Source organism: Flavobacterium salilacus subsp. salilacus, from assembly GCF_004634195.1.
Taxonomy (GTDB): Bacteria; Bacteroidota; Bacteroidia; order Flavobacteriales; family Flavobacteriaceae; genus Flavobacterium; species Flavobacterium salilacus.
Map to the genome: position 1 here is coordinate 22,080 of NZ_SKBP01000016.1, position 18,476 is coordinate 40,555.

The 18,476-nt window shown below is 40.6% G+C and carries 14 protein-coding genes and 1 tRNA gene; 10 read left to right on the forward strand and 5 right to left on the reverse strand.

What is annotated here, in order from left to right:
• The first annotated feature begins 24 nt into the window (after positions 1–24).
• Positions 25–579 (forward strand): hypothetical protein, encoded by a 555-nt coding sequence (locus E0W68_RS13575; protein ID WP_135219988.1) that lies wholly within the window; start codon positions 25–27, stop codon positions 577–579.
• Positions 580–614: 35 nt separating this feature from the next.
• Here the strand turns inward: E0W68_RS13575 and E0W68_RS13580 are convergent, their stop codons facing one another.
• From E0W68_RS13580 to E0W68_RS13590, 3 genes are all read right to left on the reverse strand, one after another.
• Complete coding sequence (locus E0W68_RS13580) at positions 615–1,604, reverse strand: aspartate-semialdehyde dehydrogenase (RefSeq protein ID WP_135219989.1); 990 nt, start codon at positions 1,602–1,604, stop codon at positions 615–617.
• 213 nt (positions 1,605–1,817) lie between these two features.
• Positions 1,818–2,252, reverse strand: coding sequence for a large-conductance mechanosensitive channel protein MscL (gene mscL, locus E0W68_RS13585; RefSeq protein WP_135219990.1), 435 nt, complete (start codon positions 2,250–2,252; stop codon positions 1,818–1,820).
• A gap of 78 nt (positions 2,253–2,330) precedes the next feature.
• The gene (locus tag E0W68_RS13590; protein ID WP_135219991.1) at positions 2,331–4,781 is read right to left on the reverse strand and encodes a bifunctional UDP-N-acetylmuramoyl-tripeptide:D-alanyl-D-alanine ligase/alanine racemase; all 2,451 of its coding nucleotides are present in this window, start codon (positions 4,779–4,781) and stop codon (positions 2,331–2,333) included.
• Between the two features lie 121 nt (positions 4,782–4,902).
• Between E0W68_RS13590 and E0W68_RS13595 the strand changes: the two genes are divergently transcribed.
• On the forward strand, positions 4,903–5,235 hold the full coding sequence (locus E0W68_RS13595) for a hypothetical protein (RefSeq protein WP_135219992.1): 333 nt from the start codon (positions 4,903–4,905) through the stop codon (positions 5,233–5,235).
• Here the strand turns inward: E0W68_RS13595 and E0W68_RS13600 are convergent.
• Entirely contained in the window at positions 5,217–5,864 is a 648-nt protein-coding gene (locus tag E0W68_RS13600) for a thymidine kinase (RefSeq protein WP_135219993.1), read from the reverse strand. The genes E0W68_RS13595 and E0W68_RS13600 overlap by 19 nt on opposite strands.
• Before the next feature lie 102 nt (positions 5,865–5,966).
• Between E0W68_RS13600 and E0W68_RS13605 the strand changes: the two genes are divergently transcribed.
• The 7 genes from E0W68_RS13605 to E0W68_RS13630 all read left to right on the forward strand — a co-directional run bounded on the left by E0W68_RS13605 (position 5,967) and on the right by E0W68_RS13630 (position 11,769).
• The gene (locus tag E0W68_RS13605) at positions 5,967–6,941 is read left to right on the forward strand and encodes a hypothetical protein (RefSeq protein ID WP_135219994.1); all 975 of its coding nucleotides are present in this window, start codon (positions 5,967–5,969) and stop codon (positions 6,939–6,941) included.
• The gene (rsmI, locus tag E0W68_RS13610) at positions 6,941–7,618 is read left to right on the forward strand and encodes a 16S rRNA (cytidine(1402)-2'-O)-methyltransferase (RefSeq protein WP_135219995.1); all 678 of its coding nucleotides are present in this window, start codon (positions 6,941–6,943) and stop codon (positions 7,616–7,618) included. The genes E0W68_RS13605 and rsmI overlap by 1 nt, the downstream gene beginning before the upstream one ends.
• A gap of 63 nt (positions 7,619–7,681) precedes the next feature.
• Complete coding sequence (locus tag E0W68_RS13615) at positions 7,682–8,488, forward strand: hypothetical protein (RefSeq protein ID WP_135219996.1); 807 nt, start codon at positions 7,682–7,684, stop codon at positions 8,486–8,488.
• Position 8,489: 1 nt separating this feature from the next.
• Positions 8,490–8,587 (forward strand) — tRNA-His (locus E0W68_RS13880).
• Between the two features lie 277 nt (positions 8,588–8,864).
• Positions 8,865–9,596, forward strand: a complete 732-nt coding sequence (locus E0W68_RS13620; RefSeq protein ID WP_135219997.1) for a sulfite exporter TauE/SafE family protein — start codon at positions 8,865–8,867, stop codon at positions 9,594–9,596.
• A gap of 65 nt (positions 9,597–9,661) precedes the next feature.
• Positions 9,662–11,359 (forward strand): single-stranded-DNA-specific exonuclease RecJ, encoded by a 1,698-nt coding sequence (gene recJ, locus E0W68_RS13625; RefSeq protein ID WP_135219998.1) that lies wholly within the window; start codon positions 9,662–9,664, stop codon positions 11,357–11,359.
• A gap of 56 nt (positions 11,360–11,415) precedes the next feature.
• A complete protein-coding gene (locus E0W68_RS13630) occupies positions 11,416–11,769 on the forward strand; it encodes a hypothetical protein (RefSeq protein WP_135219999.1) in 354 nt (117 codons plus the stop codon).
• On the opposite strand, the gene E0W68_RS13635 is transcribed toward E0W68_RS13630, so the two are convergent.
• A complete protein-coding gene (locus E0W68_RS13635) occupies positions 11,766–12,518 on the reverse strand; it encodes a UDP-2,3-diacylglucosamine diphosphatase (RefSeq protein WP_135220000.1) in 753 nt (250 codons plus the stop codon). The two genes, E0W68_RS13630 and E0W68_RS13635, sit on opposite strands and share 4 nt — an antisense overlap.
• A 225-nt stretch (positions 12,519–12,743) precedes the next feature.
• Here E0W68_RS13635 and E0W68_RS13640 point away from each other — a divergent pair.
• A partial coding sequence (locus E0W68_RS13640) for a choice-of-anchor L domain-containing protein (RefSeq protein ID WP_135220001.1) occupies positions 12,744–18,476 on the forward strand: 5,733 nt, incomplete at its 3' end.

Consider the following 18,476-nt stretch of genomic DNA (forward strand, 5'->3'; position numbering starts at 1 on the left):
GGAGAGAAATCTCCGGTTTTTTTTATGAAAAAAGCATTTTTTATATTAGTTTTTGCTTCTCTATCTTCATGTAAATCAATATATAGTAAGCTTGAAGCTACAAATCAATATCAAACGTTTAAAAGTAAAAATGAATATGTAGAATATTTTAATAAAAACTATAATTTACCCGAGGAAAATATTTATTTTCCAATTGAGAATGAATATTATAATTTTTTGTCCTACATAGGAAGTCAGGATGTTGATTATTTTTATGGAATAACTTTAAATAGTAAAGAGAAAATATTTGATTCCTTTCTAAACGAAAATAATTCTTGTTCGGGAAGAGTTTTAAACAGTATTAGATCTATTGGTGAAAACACTCAAACTGTCGGCACGAATTTTTTTTCATATAAATTTATTAACATTGAGAATCAACTATTAGACTCATCTGAAAAATTAATAATTTTTTTAATCTCTCCTCAATTGGGTAAATCCACAAAAAAAGAGATTAAAAAATTTTCAGAAGATAAAAGTTTAATTCCGAAAAATTTTAAAATTGTATATATAGCTATGGATACACCCGATATCTATAATTGATTTTTACAGAGAGAATAAATATAAATTAAATTCTTTTATACCAGTCCGTTCGCCACCAAATACTCCGCAATTTGTATGGTATTGGTAGCAGCCCCTTTGCGCAGGTTATCGGCAACAATCCACATATTCAGGGTATTGGGCTGGCTTTCGTCACGGCGAATGCGCCCTACAAAAACATCATCTTTCCCTTCGGCATATATCGGCATGGGGTAGGTTTTGGTGTCGGTGTTATCCTGTACCGTTACGCCCGGTGTTTCGTGCAGTATACGGCGTACCTCGTTAATATCAAAGTCGTTAGCAAACTCTATATTAACGGCTTCGCTATGCCCACCCACCACAGGTATGCGTATTGCCGTAGCCGAAACGTTTACGGTATCGTCACGCAATATTTTTTTGGTTTCGCGCACCAGTTTCATTTCTTCTTTCGTGTAGCCGTTGTCTTCAAACACATCGCATTGCGGTATCGCGTTACGGTGAATGGGGTAGTGGTACGCCATTTCGCCCTGCACACCCGCATATTCGTTTTCCAACTGCTGTACGGCTTTTACTCCCGTTCCTGTAATGGACTGGTAGGTAGAGACCACCACTCTTTTTACGGTATATTTTTTATGCAATGGTGCTAACGCCATCAGCATTTGTATGGTAGAGCAGTTGGGGTTGGCTATAATTTTATCATCTTTGGTTAATTCGCTTGCGTTAATTTCAGGGATAATCAGTTTTTTATCGGCATCCATACGCCATGCGCTGGAGTTGTCTATAACCGTTGTGCCTGCTTTGGCAAACTTGGGTGCCCACTCTTTTGAGGTATCGCCCCCTGCCGAAAACAGTGCTATTTGCGGTTTCATGCTTACGGCTGTGGCAAGGTTTACCACCTTGTACTTATTTCCTTTAAATTCGATTTCCTTACCCACCGATTTTTCGGAGGCAACGGGTATCAATTCGGTTACCGGGAAATTTCTTTCTGCCAATACTTTAAGCATTACTTCGCCTACCATTCCGGTAGCGCCCACAACAGCAATTTTCATAAATAAAAAGGTTTATATTCAGAGTGCAAAAGTAAGCAGAAATTAGTTTTGCCATGCAACTGCTCGAGGTGTATTTTGCCACGAAAGACACTAATTTTCACAAATTCACAATAATGTTATTGTTTGTGAGATTAGTAAAGAAAAACCGCCCTGTTGCGGGCGGTTTAAGTTATACAAAGGTTTAGAATATATAGTGTAGCGGACACTTTATTTTTAGGGTTTACTTTTCAGTAAATCGCGAATTTCGGTAAGCAGTTTTTCTTCTGCACTTGGCGCGGGTGGTGCAGCAGGTGCGGCAACTTCTTTTTTCTTGGTTCTTTCATAGGCTTTTAGTACCATGAAAATAAAGAAACCAATGATAATAAAGTTAAGCACTACTTGTATAAAGTTACCGTAGTTGACAGTAACAGCCTCTACGGCAGCAATGGTTTCACCATTAACTATGCTTTCGGGTTGACCTTCTTTAATAACATATTTCAGTTCGGTAAAATCTACTCCGCCCAATGCCATGCCTATAGGCGGCATTAAAATATCATCAGTAAACGATTTTACAATACTGCCAAAAGCAGTAGCTATAATTACAGCCGTTCCTAAGGTTACAATATCACCTTTTAAAAGAAAAGCCTTAAAGTCTTTAAAAAATCCCATACGCTAAAATTTTAGTTAGTTGTTTTGGTTTAAACAGGGTTTATTTTTTCCCTTTGAGCTAATTTACTAAAATTAAAACTATTCTTTATAAAAAATCCTTTTTACCCTATGAGAAATACCGGTTAAAATTTCATAGGCAATAGTATTCATGGCTTTGGCTATTGCCACTACCGAGGGGTCTTTGCCAAAAACAATGGCAGTATCTCCTTCTTTACAACGGATGCGGGTAATATCTACCATAAGCATATCCATACAAATATTGCCTATTATCGGGGCTTTTTGATTGTTTATCGAAACATAACCTTTACCATTACCCCAAGCGCGCGGTATGCCGTCGGCATAGCCTATTGGCAGCGTAGCAGTACGGGTGGGGTGGGTTGCCATAAACTTACGGCTGTAGCCCACGCTTTCGCCGGATTCTATTTCCTTTATTTGTAAGATAACGGTTTTTAACGTGCCTACATTTTGCAGTTGTTTCATCTCTTCGGGGTCGTTGCCCACGCCATACAGCCCTATGCCAAGGCGCACCATGTTGTACTGCGCATGGGGGTAGTTGTATATGCCCGATGTATTAAGGATGTGCCGTATGGGGTGTATAGGTAAGGCATCCATAAGGCGAGCCGACCATTTTTCGAACAGGGCTATCTGCTGCATGGTAAAATCGCGGAACTGTAAATCGTCACTTGCCGATAGGTGCGAAAATATGCTTTGTACCGAAACGAAGTTATTGTTGCGCAACAGTGCTGTTAATTCATCAAGCTGATGCTCTTCAAAACCCAGTCGGTGCATGCCCGTATCGAGTTTTATGTGTATCGGGTAGTTCGATAGGTTTTTTTGTTTGGCTAAAGCGATAAAAGCCTGTAACTCTCTTACCGAATACATTTCGGGCTCTAAATTATAAGCAATCATAGCACTGAAAGTACTGCTTTCGGGGTTCATCACTATAATGGGGGTGGTAATGCCTGCATTGCGCAGGGCAACGCCCTCATCGGCAAAAGCCACACCCAAATAATCTACTTTATGGTGCGACAGCGTTTTGGCTATTTCATAACTGCCACTACCATAGCCAAAGGCTTTTACCATAACCATGATTTTGGTTTCGGGCTTTAGCCTTGCCCGGTAAAAGTTGAGGTTGTGTACTATGGCGTTGAGGTTGATTTCCAAAACTGTTTCGTGGGTTTTTTCTTCGAGCAAAACCACAATTTCTTCAAAACGGAAACTGCGCCCGCCTTTTACCAGTATCGTTTCGTCTTCAAAAGCATTACTGTTGTATTGTGCCAAAAACTCCTGCGTAGTTTTGTAAGGGTAAAAGTTAGCACGGTCGGCAAGTTGCCCCGTTATGGTTTCGCCTATGCCTATAACTTTACTGATGTTATGAGCCGTGAGCAAGTCGTTTACCTTGCTGTATAACTGCTTGGTGGTAAACCCGCTCTGGAAAACATCCGACAGGATAATGGTTTTCTTTTTATGTGTTTTTTGCTGTTCAAGGAAATCGAGCGCAATTTTCAGCGACTGGTAGTCGGCACTGTAACTGTCGTCTATAATAGTACAGCCATTAATACCGTCTTTTACCTGTAGGCGCAATTCAACAGGGTAAAGCCCGGCAAGGCGCGAAATTATTGTTTCCTGCGGATACTCTAAATGCAGCATAACCATCAGGCAGTTAATGGCGTTTTCTATCGCAATATCATCGGTAAAAGGGATTGCTAAAGAAAAAATATAATCACGGTAAATTATTCCTAAAGAGGTTATGCCTGCTTTTTCCTGATGTTTATGTTTGTTTACAATCACGTCGCCTGTGGTGTCAAAACTCCAGGTAAAGGTTTTTATATCAGGCGAAAGCAGCTTTTCTATCGCTTCATTCTTCTGTACTATCAATAGCTTTACGTTACGGAACAGCTTTAGTTTTTCCTGTATCTTTTCTTCTCTTGATGAAAAACCCTCATCGTGTGCCGAGCCTATATTAGTAAGTATCCCTATATCAGGACGGATAATGTGTTCCAGCTTTTCCATTTCGCCGGGCAGCGATATACCCGCTTCAAAAATGCCGAGATTGTGTTTTTTGTTAATCCCGATGATGGATAACGGCACACCCACCTGCGAGTTGTAGCTCTTGGGGCTTCGGATGATGTTATATTCGGGACTCAGCAGGTAGTTGAGCCATTCTTTTACAATGGTTTTACCGTTACTGCCCGTTACGCCTATTACAGGAAACTGAAATTGCTGCCTGTAGTATATGGCAAAATCCTGTAAGGCTTGCAGTGTGTCATTTACGATGATAAAGTTGGCTTTTCCCACAACCGTATCAGGAATATGGGTTACTACAAAGTTAACAACCCCTTTATTAATAAGTTCGGGAATGTAGCTGTGCCCGTCGCGGTTTTGACCCTGCAAGGCAAAAAAAAGCGTGCCTGCGTTGTTTTGCAGCGAACGGCTGTCTATCGAAACATTGTCTATAACTTCCTGTGGTTGTGCACCCTCAAAGCGCGCCTGTATAGCCAAAGTTATATCCTGTATTTTTAGGCTCAAGGTTTTATTTTTTTATAACGGTAAAATTAATGATTTACTCCGTTTAAAAATTTAATACTTACGTTAAATGCTGTTGTAAGTAAATATATACATTTGTATTAGCACATTAAATGTTACAGTTATGCCTGATATCATAGGTTCTTTTTACCTTAAAAAAGTAGCGAGCGATAAACTGCTGGGCGAGTTTACCAACAATATACTATTTACAGTATCCTCAGAAAGTTGTGAACTGATAGAAGCGGGAGATGCTCCTTTTTTGGGTAAATACAGTTCCCAATGGTATATAGCGGACAAACGCTACTCAGCAATACTGGTGGTGTCTTTTATAGAGCATGCCGAAAACAGAAATACAAAGTACAGGTTGTCATGGTTTATGGATGAAAAACTGGTATATGAAGGCGAAGCCATGCTTGTTGACGATATGCTTATCGGGCATTATGTGTCATTTCTCTGATTGTCTTCTTTAGGCTTCGGTTCTTGTTTTTTATCCTTTTCTTTAGATTGCGCTTCGCGCATGGCTTTGTAATAAGCTGCCCGGCTCAGGGGTTCATATTCTTCCGTTTCGCCCAAAAGTACTAAGTTATCACTACTCCCTTTTCTAAAGCTGTAATTGGCAAGGTTGCCTGTTCGGGTACATACGGCATGCACTTTGGTTACATATTCGGCAGTAGCCATAAGCGCCGGCATAGGGCCAAAGGGATTTCCTTTAAAATCCATATCCAGCCCTGCCACAATAACGCGAATACCGCTATTGGCAAGGTCATTGCACACCGCTATAATCTCATCGTCAAAAAACTGAGCTTCGTCTATACCAATAACATCGCACCCCTGTGCCAGTATGCGAATGTTGGCAGCGGCAGGAACGGGCGTAGAGCGAATTTCGTTAGCATCGTGCGACACTACCCTGTCTTCGTGGTACCGGGTGTCTATGGCGGGCTTAAATATTTCGACCTTTTGGCGGGCAAATTGTGCCCTTTTCAGCCGTCGTATCAACTCTTCGGTTTTACCCGAAAACATCGAGCCGCATATTACCTCAATCCACCCAAATTGCTCTTTATGATTTACTGTATTTTCGAGAAACATTTTGTATTTTTCAGGCAGTAAAACAGAAACATTTTCTGTTACTTTGTACAGAAACAAATTTATTAAAAAACTATTGCGCGACTCCGTTTAATTCTAAAAGTTATGAAGAAAAAGTTAGAGGCCGAATTAATTAGTATAGCTCACAGGATATTAAAATTGAAGAACAGGGCAGAACTCGACCAGTTACAGCAGGAAACCTTAAAGCTGTACGAAAAACTGTCGGTACTAAAATTTGTAGAAGATAACTTTGGAGATGTAAAGCCTACCATAGGCTATGCCATGGCAGAAGAAAAGCTGGAAGAAATATACAATACGCCCGCTTTGGAAGAAACCAAGCCTGTAGCAGAGGAGGAGGCAATACCAACACAAGATGCTAAGGTAGCTGACGAAGTACAGCCTGAGCCGATAAACGAAGTTTCGACCGAAGAGGCTGTAGCCGAAGCCGAAACAACCGAAGAAAAGAAAGAAGAGCCTATTGCCGAGCCTGAGCCGCAAGCCACTGAGGAAAGCGTTGCAGTACCACAGGAAAATGAGGAAGAAGCCGATATAAATCCGGTAGATGAGCCCGTTTTTAAGCATGACCTTGCCTTGGAAAAGAAAGAAACGCCTTCAGTGCCTGTTAAACAAAAAGAAATTTCGTTTGAAGATTTCCATAATTATGTAGAGCCGGAATTTGTAAAAAAAGATACCGATGCACCTGCACCCCAAGAAATAAAAGCCGCAGAGGACGACTGGCGCAACTGGGAACCTAAAAAGGCTGAGCCTGAAATGCCTGTTGCACCCCCGCAGCCTGCTGCCCCGGCAACCGAAACCGCCAAAGTATCCCGCTCGCTGAACGATACGCTGGGAAAAAGCATAAACATAGGGCTTAACGACCGTATTGCTTTTGAAAAACACCTGTTTGACGGTAGTGGCGAAGACCTTAACCGTGTGCTGTCGCAACTCAATACATTTGATAAATTCAACGATGCCCGTAACTTTATAGAAGACCTCGTAAAACCTGATTATAACCAATGGAAAGGCAAGGAGGAATATGAGGAGCGTTTTATGGAGCTGGTAGCCAAAAAATTTGATTAATGGGTAAACTGTACATCGTTCCCACGCCGATAGGCAACCTTGAGGATATGACTTTTCGCGCCATACGGGTGCTTAAGGAAGCCGACCTGATACTGGCGGAAGATACCCGCACGAGCGGTAAACTCATGAAACATTATGAGATAGGCACGCACATGCAGAGCCACCACATGCACAACGAGCATAAAACGGTAGAAAATATCGTAAAACGGTTACAAGTGGGCGAAACCATAGCGTTAATATCGGATGCGGGAACGCCTGCCATATCCGACCCCGGTTTTTTGCTTACCCGCGCCTGTGTAGAGAACGGTATTGCTGTGGAGTGCCTGCCGGGTGCAACGGCTTTTGTACCCGCATTGGTAAACAGCGGACTGCCTAACGATAAATTTGTTTTTGAGGGGTTCCTGCCCGATAAAAAAGGGCGACAAACCCGTTTTCTTGCCCTTGCCGAAGAACCCCGCACTATGGTATTTTATGTGTCGCCACACAAACTGGTAAAAACACTGGGCGAGTTTGTACAGTACTTTGGCGAAGACCGCCCTGTTTCGGTATCGCGTGAGTTGAGTAAACTACACGAAGAAACCGTTCGCGGTACGGCACAGGAAGTACTGGCACATTTTGAAACCCACCCACCTAAAGGTGAGATTGTTGCTGTAGTGGGAGGGAAGTCTGGGAAGTAGTATTTTTTCTTTTGAAGAAATAAAGGATTTTTTAGGTATAAACAATCTAAGTAAGATTAATCTATGGTTTTTAAATATAAGGCTTATTATGATTTACTTTTAAATCTTGGTAGAATTGATTATACTGTTGAAATATCTGAAATTGCTATTAGGAATTTATTAAGTCAAATAGAGGCTTCTGAAAGTCCCGATGAGTTAGTGAAAACTCTTTCAAATAAATATGACATAATGCTTTCTTATGATATTTCAAATAATTATTATAATCAACTGACTTTATCAAATATAGCAATGGTTTATCATTTGTCTGAAGAATTTTTGTACGATATGCAAAGTGAATATAATTCTATAAGTGAAAGCCGATGGATGTTTGATAAAAATAAAACTAAACTGGACCAGGTAATAAGTTATTTTAACAATAAATCAAGATTTAGTAATCGAGATTTTATTCCTGAATACTTAATTGATACCTTTGCTTATTATCATCAATTACGTGTTTATTTTTCACATAAAAAGACTACATCAGAAAATGAAATAGAGAAAAAATGGCTAAAAGCTAAGGGCTATTTTAGTAATGGTGAATTGATGAAGAAATATAGAATAAATAATGCTCCTAATAATATAGAAAATTTAAATTTTGAAGATTTTTTTCTATTTACTCAAATAGCTAAAGATTTATGTTTGAAGATAAGCTCTTTATGTTATCCCGAAGCTAAAGGATTTGCGAAACTTATAGAATTAAGAAAATTAAAAAAACATCAAGATATTTTAGTAAGAAAACAAAGAATTGAGAGTTATTTACGTACAGAGTATGGATATGTGAAAGAAAATGATTCAGATGTTTTGGTTGATGAAATATCGGATTTATTGTGAAGGGCATTTGGTCTAACTGGTTAAGACGCCCATAGCCATATTGAATTATATTTTTCAATATGATTGTGGGAAATAAAAGTTCGAATCTTTTAATGCCTACAAAATATATTTATTTTTATCATATAATTTTCTTTTGATTATTTTAAATCAAAGTCATTTTTAAATTTATTTCGGAGAAAGTCTTCGCGATATAGTATTAGGTGAGATGGTGGTTACTTTTGTTTTTGGAATCGTAAAATATATTTAAGTAGGTATTGTTTTTTAGTAATCTGTATTTTCACTTTGCGATAATTATTGAAGAAAGAAAAATTACTTAAATGGACTGGATACTTAAGACACAATCCGAACTTAAGACACAATCCGAAATATATAAAAAATGACAGAAGACTATTACCTTTTTGTGGCGCTTGCCCTTGTGTGCGAGGTTATCGGTACGGTGTCGGGGTTTGGGTCATCCATACTGTTTGTGCCGTTGGCTTCTATGTTTTTCGATTTTAAAACCGTTTTGGGCATTACGGCGGTGTTCCATGTTTTTAGCAACCTCTCTAAAATAGCTTTGTTCAGGAAAGGTATTGATAAGAACATAGCCTTTAAATTGGGTATTCCCGCAGTTATATTTGTAATTGCAGGTGCTTGGTTTACCACCATTTTGCCATCGGACAAAATAGAGTTGTTAATGAATATTGTTTTGGTAATTCTTGCCGGCTATCTTATTTTCAATTTTAATAAAACCCTGAAACAGACGAATAACAATCTTTACTTGGGTGGTACGGCTTCCGGTTTTTTAGCAGGACTGGTAGGTACAGGAGGCGCCATTCGGGGAATAACCCTCGCTGCTTTTCGTTTGCCAAAAGAGGTTTTTATAGCTACATCCGCTTTAATAGATCTCGGGGTAGATTTTAGTCGAGCTGTTATATACGTAGGTTACGGTTACTTTAAAAAAGAATATATGCTGCTGATACCGTTCCTTATAGGTATAAGTATAGTGGGGAGTTATTTGGGGAAGGTTATTTTAAAATATACCTCCGAAAAGGCTTTTCGCTATATAGTATTAGGCATAATAGTACTCACCTCTGTTTTTGGAGTTGTAAAAAAATTCTATAAGTAGTCATTCTTTTTAATTAGCCGTATTTTCGCCCTGCATAAGTATTAATGAAAGAAGAATTATTTTAAATGCGCTGGACTTTAAAACCACAACCCGAAATACACAAAATACAACACCTTGCCCAAGCCCTGAATGTAGAGGATACCATTGCTACACTTTTAGTACAGCGTGGTATCGAAACCTTTGAGGAGGCAAAACAATTTTTCCGTCCGTCGCTGAGCGATTTGCACGACCCGTACCTGATGCAGGATATGGATAAAGCCGTACAGCGTATTGAAACCGCCATTGCCAATAATGAGAATATACTTGTGTTTGGCGATTATGATGTAGATGGTACTACGGCGGTATCGCTCGTGTCGTCCTATTTAAAAAGTATATATCCTAATATTGATACGTATATCCCCGACCGTTATGCCGAAGGCTATGGTGTTTCCTTTCAGGGTATCGACTATGCTGACGACAACGGTTGCACCTTAATAATAGCCTTAGACTGCGGTATAAAGGCTATTGACAAAGTAGCCTATGCCCAAACAAAGGGTATCGACTTTATAATATGCGACCACCACCGTCCCGGCGATACCCTGCCCGATGCTGTTGCAGTACTCGACCCGAAGCGGGAAGATTGCAGCTATCCTTATAAAGAACTTTGCGGATGCGGGGTAGGGTTCAAGCTGATACAGGCTTTGGGCACAAACAGAAATCAAACTATAAACCACCTGATACCTTACCTCGACTTGGTCGCTACCGCCATAGCAGCCGATATTGTGCCCATAACGGGGGAGAACCGCGTTTTGGCAAAATTTGGGCTGGAGGTTGTTAACAGCAACCCAAGACCGGGTATAAAGGCATTGATACAAAATATAAAAAAAGCCACACTTACCATTAGTGATGTAGTGTTCATCATTGCCCCGCGTATTAATGCTGCGGGGCGCATAAAACATGGCAAGTATGCCGTACAGTTGCTTTCGGAGTTTAATTTGGAACAGGCAACTGGATTTGCTTCGGAGATTGAAATCCTGAATGCCGACCGTAAAGACCTCGACAAACAAATAACGGAGGAAGCTTTACAGCAAATAGAACACAACGACGAGCAAGACAAATTTACCACAGTAGTATATAATAAGGAGTGGCACAAAGGCGTAATAGGCATTGTGGCCTCACGACTTATAGAAACCTATTATCGCCCCACGCTGGTATTTACCAAAAGTGGTGATAGGCTGGCAGCTTCGGCGCGCTCAGTATCAGGGTTTGATGTATATAACGCCCTCGAAGCCTGTGCCGAACATATCGAGCAGTTTGGCGGGCATATGTATGCTGCGGGACTTACCCTGAAAGAAGAGCAATATCCATCATTCAAACAAAAATTTGAAGAAGTAGTGGCAGCCACCATTCACCCCGATATGCGTATTCCTGAAATAAAAGTGGATATGGATTTAGATTTCGAACAAATTACCCCCAAATTCAACAGGATATTAAAGCAGTTCGAGCCTTTTGGTCCCGGTAATATGACGCCTGTATTTTTAACACATACAATAAAGGATAGTGGTTTTGGCAAGCCCATAGGCAGCGATGAGAGCCATTTACGACTGTTTGTACGTCAAGGCGATTCTGAAGGGTTTGCAGCCATAGGCTTCGGGTTGGCAGGTAAAATGGAAATAGCCTGTAGCGAAAACCCTTTTGATGCGGTGTACTCGATAGATGAAAATACCTGGAATGGAGAGACCACAATACAATTACGACTTAGAGATATAAGGAGTGAAAATTAATTCTTTGTTTAGAATGATTATAAATAAAATTGTATTTTTGTTTCAAATCATTTGCAATGAAAGAAATCGAACAGATATACCATAACGAATTTGGCGTAGCATTCCACTGGATAAAAAATGATGCGGTTTTAACCGAGCGGGTACAACTCATTTTTAAAGAAACAGGTTTTTATTTAGAGCATCACGAACTTGACGAATTTAAGATGCTGGTAAATGCCACCTGCGCACAGTATAACTGCAACGATTGTTGCTACAGGCAAGCCTGCCAGCGGGTACTTTTAAAAACCCCTGTTAGCGAAGTTGATTTGGCGGTTACCCAAAAGGAACTTTACCTCATTAAAGACCTTATGGAAGGCACATTGTTTAACCTCAATTTAAGCTATTATATTAAGGAGTTGTGCAGTAACTAATTTTTGTATTCTTTCAACTCAAAATTTTCACCGTCAAAAACCCCGTAGGTAAAGTACCCTATCCAATCGCCCAGATTAATGTATTTTGAGTTTTCGCCCACCTGTATGGTCATAGGCAGGTGCCGATGCCCGAATATAAAATAGTCGTAGTGCTTTTGGGTTAGCTTGCGTTTGCTGTACAGTACCAGCCATTCGTTATCTTCACCTAAAAACTTCACATCTTCATCTCCGGAAATCAGTTTATTTTTAACCGAAAGGTATTGCCCCAGCTTAACGCCAAGGTCGGGGTGTAACCATCTAAACAGCCATTTCGAAAAAGGATTGGTAAAAACCTTTTTCATTCGCTTATACCCTTTGTCACCGGGTCCTAAACCATCACCGTGCCCTATAAGGAAAATTTTGTTGTTAAAAGTAAATTCCTGCGGACGATGATATACAGGTATGTTGAGCTCTTTCTCAAAATAGTCGTTCATCCACAAGTCATGATTGCCAATAAAAAAATAAATAGGTATGCCGGCATCTCTCAATTCGGCAAGTTTACCCAATACCCTTACAAAACCTTTTGGCACTACCGTTTTATATTCAAACCAAAAGTCAAAAAGGTCACCTAAAAGGAAAAGAGCTTCGGCATCTTCTTTAATTTCATTCAGCCAAGCTACAAACTTTTGTTCTCTCGGAAAGCTTTTTTCGGGCGTGGGTGCCCCAAAATGCTGATCGGAAGCGAAGTATATTTTTTTTATGTCGGTCATTTACTATTAATCAGATTTCAAAGATAGGAAGAGTATTTTAATTAAATAAAGCATACTTAGGTAAGCTGTAACAAAACAAAAGATAAATTGATATTCATAACAAAACGAGATAATTTTGTTTTTTTTAAGAAAAAAATCAATAATGTATAATTTTAGTTACGAATGATTGATTTTTTTTCTTTAATTTTCGTGTTCTTAAACATAAACTACTAAATGTAAATTTCTATGAAAAAAATTACCTTAATGTTTTTCATACTATTATCATCGCTGTGTGGCTATGCACAGGGACTTCCTTTGGAAGGATTTGACACTCCGGGTGTGTTTCCTCCAACAGGATGGGAAGTACATGATAATGGTATTGGGCCTGCCGCCTTTTGGGTGCAGGCTACAGGAACCGGGCCTCAACCGTATTACAGTGAGCCTCACGCCGCTTACCTTAACAGGGAAAACGTGGCAACGGGTATTCCTGAAGACTGGTTGGTAACCCCGGCCTTTGAAGTTCCAGATAACCCACAGCTTCGCTTTTGGTCGAGGTTAACTCTTGGTGGAGATGACGGATCTATTTACCGTATAATGATAACAACAAACGTTACAGATGCGTTTGATGCTACCAATTATACCAACATTCAGGAGTGGACGGAACTTGAAATCAATCCGTCACAAACGGTTTACACGGAAAAAGTAGTAACCATTCCTGATACCTATATAGGTCAGGATGTAAAAATTGCTTTTGTAATGGCTGCCGATAATGGCGACCGTTGGCTTGTTGATGATGTACAGGTAGTAGAACAATGTCTTGACCCTACTGACCTTAGTGCATTTGCCGGTCTTGACTCTGCAGACCTTGACTGGACTAACACAAGTGGTGCAACCTCTTGGGAGGTAATAGTACTTCCTGCAGCAGGTATTCCAAACGTTGACGGTGTAATTTATAATGGTGAGCCACCATATACGGCTACACAAACTGTAGATGGCATACCACTTACAGAAAATACCGATTATAAATTTTACGTTCGTGCACTTTGTGCCGATGGAGGAACCAGCGAATTAGTTGGGCCTTTCTTGTTTAGTACGGTAGCCTTAGGAGAAACCTGTGGTGCTCCGATAGAAATTACGGCATTACCTTACTCTACAACAGATAATACATCCGGTTATGGCGATGATTACAGCGGAAGCCCCGGAGCATCTGGTTGTGGTGTTACATTTGGATACCTTGATGGTGACGATGTAGTATATTCATACACTGCTGCTGCCGATGGTGTTATTAGTATTGACATGACCGAGAACGGCGCATACTCCGGTATGTTTGTTTATGATGACTGTGCTGATATCGGCGTAAGCTGTGTTGCCGGTGGCGTTGGCGGTTTTGCAGGAGATGATGTTTCTATACCGGACTTTGCTGTTACAGCAGGTACAACTTATTATATAGTTATTTCTACGTGGGCTTCGCCACAAACTACACCCTATACTTTAACAATACAACAAGTTAACTGTGCACCCCCTGTTGGGTTGCCTACTACAGGTATAGGTCAAACTTCGGCGCAGTTATCTTGGACAAACCCAAGTGGTGCTGCATCGTGGGAAGTTGTTGTTCAGGCTCCGGGCTCAGGTATCCCTGCCGGTGCTGGTGAAACTGCAGGTACAAATACAAACTATTTAGCAGATGATCTTACTGCTGCTACTCCATATGAGTACTATGTAAGAGCCGATTGTGGCGATGGTACTTTTAGTGCGTGGGCAGGTCCATACCCATTCAATACTACAATATGTGAAGTGGAAGACCAATGTACCTACAGTTTTATAATGACAGATTCTTTTGGTGATGGCTGGAATGGTAATACTATGGCGGTATCGCAAAATGGTATTACCGTTGCTACATTAGGACCAACATTTACCACAGGTATAGGTCCTGTTACGGTAACTGTACAAATGTGTGACGACCTGCCATTCCAACTATATTGGAATGCAGGAGGTAGCTTTGCGGGTGAAGTAGGTGTTTCTGTACAAAACTCGTTTGGACAAACACTATATACAAAAGCACCCGGTGTAGGTACGCAAAACAGCTTACTATATACAGGCGATATTGATTGTGATAATCCTGCTTGTTTGCCTCCTGAAGGCTTAACTGCGACTAACATGACTACTACAACCGCAGAACTTGGTTGGGCTGGTCCTGCTACAGGAGAGTGGGAATACTATGTTGTAGAAGACGGAGAGCCTGCACCAACCGATACTACAGTGGGTGAAGCAACGACTACAAACCCAACTACGGCTACAGGTTTAACTATAGCTACTAACTATCAATATTATGTTAGATTAATATGTTCTGATACTGAATCGAGTGTATGGGCTGGTCCGTTTGACTTTGCTACTGCTGTTTGTGAGGCTGAAGATCAGTGTGATTATACATTTATAATGTCCAGTAACTTCTTTGGTGGCTGGTATGGCGGTACTATGGTAATCAGTCAAAATGGAGCTACTGTTGCAACTATTGGTTCTACATTTACTTCCGGACCTACTCAAAGTGTAACAGTACCATTATGTCATGATACTCCTTTTGAAATATTCTGGGAAAATGGAGGTACATTCCCCTATCAAGTAGGTTTGTCTGTTATCAACTCTTTCGATCAGACTCTTTATAACATGCCTTTTGATACAGAAGTTCCCGGAACTGTATTATATTCCGGAGATGCAGATTGTATAACACCTGCGTGTCTTGCACCGGAAAACCTTACGGTAATTAGTACAACCACTACTACTGCCGAATTAAGTTGGGCAGGTCCTGCTACAGGTAACTGGGAGTATTATGTAGTTGAAGAAGGCGAACCTGCTCCGACAGATACTACTGTAGGAGAGCTTACAACTACAAATCCTGTTACAGCAACGGGACTAACTGCAGCAACAAATTATGAATATTATGTAAGAGTAATTTGTAACGATACACAATCAAGTCCATGGGCAGGTCCTTTTGCCTTCAACACTACTGTTTGTGAGCCAGAAGAACAATGTAACTATATATTTGAATTGACTGATACTTTTGGTGATGGTTGGAATGGTAATACTATGACAATATCGCAAGCCGGTGTCGCTGTAGCAACCATAGGTTCTACATTTACAACCGGTACAGGTCCTGTAACGGTAGAAGTACCTTTATGTCCTGATGAAGAATTTACAGTTTTCTGGAATACAGGCGGAGCTTTTGCCGGCGAGGTAGGCTTTACAATATATACACCGTTTGCCGAAGATGTATTTACAAAAGCACCGGGTACAGGTGCTCAAAATACATTATTATACACAGGTACGGCTAACTGTACCCCACCAGCATGTCCTAAACCACAAGATATTGTAATATCAGATGTAGAACTTACTACTGCTATGATAGAATGGACAGAAATGGGTACAGCCGACACATGGGAAGTAGCCATTTTACCTGTAGGCTCTCCTGAGCCAACAGAGCCGGGCACTGTTACTACTGAAAATCCTTATTTTGCAGAAGACCTTGAACCCGGTACTCCTTATGTAGTTTATATAAGAGCTAACTGCGGTGAAGAAGACGGATACAGTAACTGGTCTGGTCCTATACAGTTTGTAACTGCATTGGCTAATGACGATTGTGACGGAGCTATTGATGTTCCTGTAAACCCTGCGGCTGAGTGTATTGAGTTCGAATCAGGTACAATTACCGGTGCAACAGGTTCCGGAGTAACACAAACATGTGTTACATGGACAACAATCAACTTTGATGTATGGTATTCATTCGTTGCAGAGGCAAATACGCATAGCGTATCGATAACAGATGTTACCGGAGGAGTATTCCTGCAACAAATAATTTTTGAAGGTGACGATTGTGGTACTCTTACTCAAGTAGCTTGTGGAGGAACCAATCAAACAGTAACAGATCTTACTCCGGGTAATACCTATTATGTGATGGTATATACTACCTTCTTTAATAACCCGGCTGCACTAACAAGCTTTAATATTTGCGTAAACACTCCGGAACCACCTATTACAGTTAACGATACAGAATATACTGTAGAAGAGTTGGTACAAGATGTACTTATTGGTGTTGATTGTGCTATAGTTTCTAACGTAACATCTGTTTCAGGATCTGACTTTGGTCAGTCTAACAGTATTGGATATTTTGACCAAAACGGTTCTAACTTCCCGTTCCAAAATGGTATAGTACTGGCTACAAGTGGTATAACCGAAGCACCGGGTCCATGGCCGGGTACAGCTACTTTCGATAACACAGGATGGCCTGGAGATGCCGATCTGTCAGCTATTATTGCTGAAGGCGGTAATACAGGTAACTTGTGGAATGCAACAGTACTTGAGTTTGACTTTGTACCATTTATAGATGAGATAAGTTTCAACTTCCTGTTCGCTTCAGATGAGTATGGTACATTCCAATGTAACTACTCCGATGCCTTTGCCTTTATACTTACAGGGCCTACCACGGCTGTAGATGGTGATAACCTTGCCGTAATTCCGGGTACAACCATACCGGTATCAGTAGTTAACATTAGAGATAACCAGTATAATACAGGTTGTGCTTCTGCTAACGTAGAGTATTTCGGTCAGTTTAACCAGACTAACCCTGCTGCATCGCAAACAGGTTATAACGGACAAACTATCCCTATGGTTGCCTCTGCAGCAGTAACCCCCGGTGAAACATACCATATTAAATTGGTAATTGCCGATTATCTGGATGCCGGTGTAAACTCTGCTGTATTCCTTGACGGAGGTAGTTTTGCTATCGGTGCTCCCGATTTAGGAAGCGATTTAACTATAGAAGGAGGTAATGCAGCTTGTGATGGCGAAGAGATTGTACTCGATACAGAAATGGATCCTGACACATATGATTTTACATGGTTCCAGGATGGTATTGAAATGGAAGGAGAAACAGAACCGGTTTTAATTGTTACAGAAAACGGAACTTATACAGTAAATGTGCTGTATGAAAATACAGAATGTTCTGTAGAAACTGAGGTAGTTATTGAATACTACGACCCTGTAGTAGATATTACAGGTGAGCCTCAAGATCTTACTATATGTGATGCCAGTGGTTTTGGTAACTTCGATCTTTCAGTAAATGATGATCCGATTCTTGCCCTGGCTGAAAATCCTGGAGATTATATAATAACATATCATACTACTCAGGAAGATGCAGATAATAACCTGAATCCCGTAGGACCATCGTATGACAATGAAGTACAATATGCCCAAACAATTTATGCGAGGATTACTAATAGTGAAACCGATTGTTATGGCGTTAAAGAATTCGAACTTATAATTCAGGATCTTACACCGGAATTCGAAATTACAGAAGATATGTTCATTTGTGAAGGATCATCAGGTCTGATAGAAATTGTAGCCGGAAATTATGACCCTGCCTTAGTAACCTACGTTTGGACACAAGATGGCGATGTAATTGATGGAGAAACATCAGATTCTTTAACCGTTACAGAAGCAGGTATATATGAAGTAACCGTAAATAATACAGGTTGCGAAGCTACGGCAACAGTTAATGTAACAATAGTACCAACACCGGCAGCAGATGTATTAGCTGATGTTGCAGCTTGTGACAGCTATGTTCTTGAACCGCTTTCACCGGATAATAACTATTATACAGGAACAGGCGGAACAGGTATTATGCTAAGTGCAGGTGAAACTGTAACCAGCACGCAAACTATTTTCATCTATGCAGTATCAGAAGAAAATCAGGATTGTACTAACGAAAGCAGCTTCACAGTAACTATAAATGATACCCCTGTGGTAACCACACCGGGTGACCAAGTAGCCTGCGAAAGCTACGTACTGCCAGCCCTTACCGTAGGTAACTACTACACAGGAGCCGGCGGAACAGGAACCATGCTTAACGAAGGCGAGGCAATCACTACCGATCAAACCATCTTCATCTACGCAGCAACAGGCACAACGCCAAACTGCTCTGCCGAA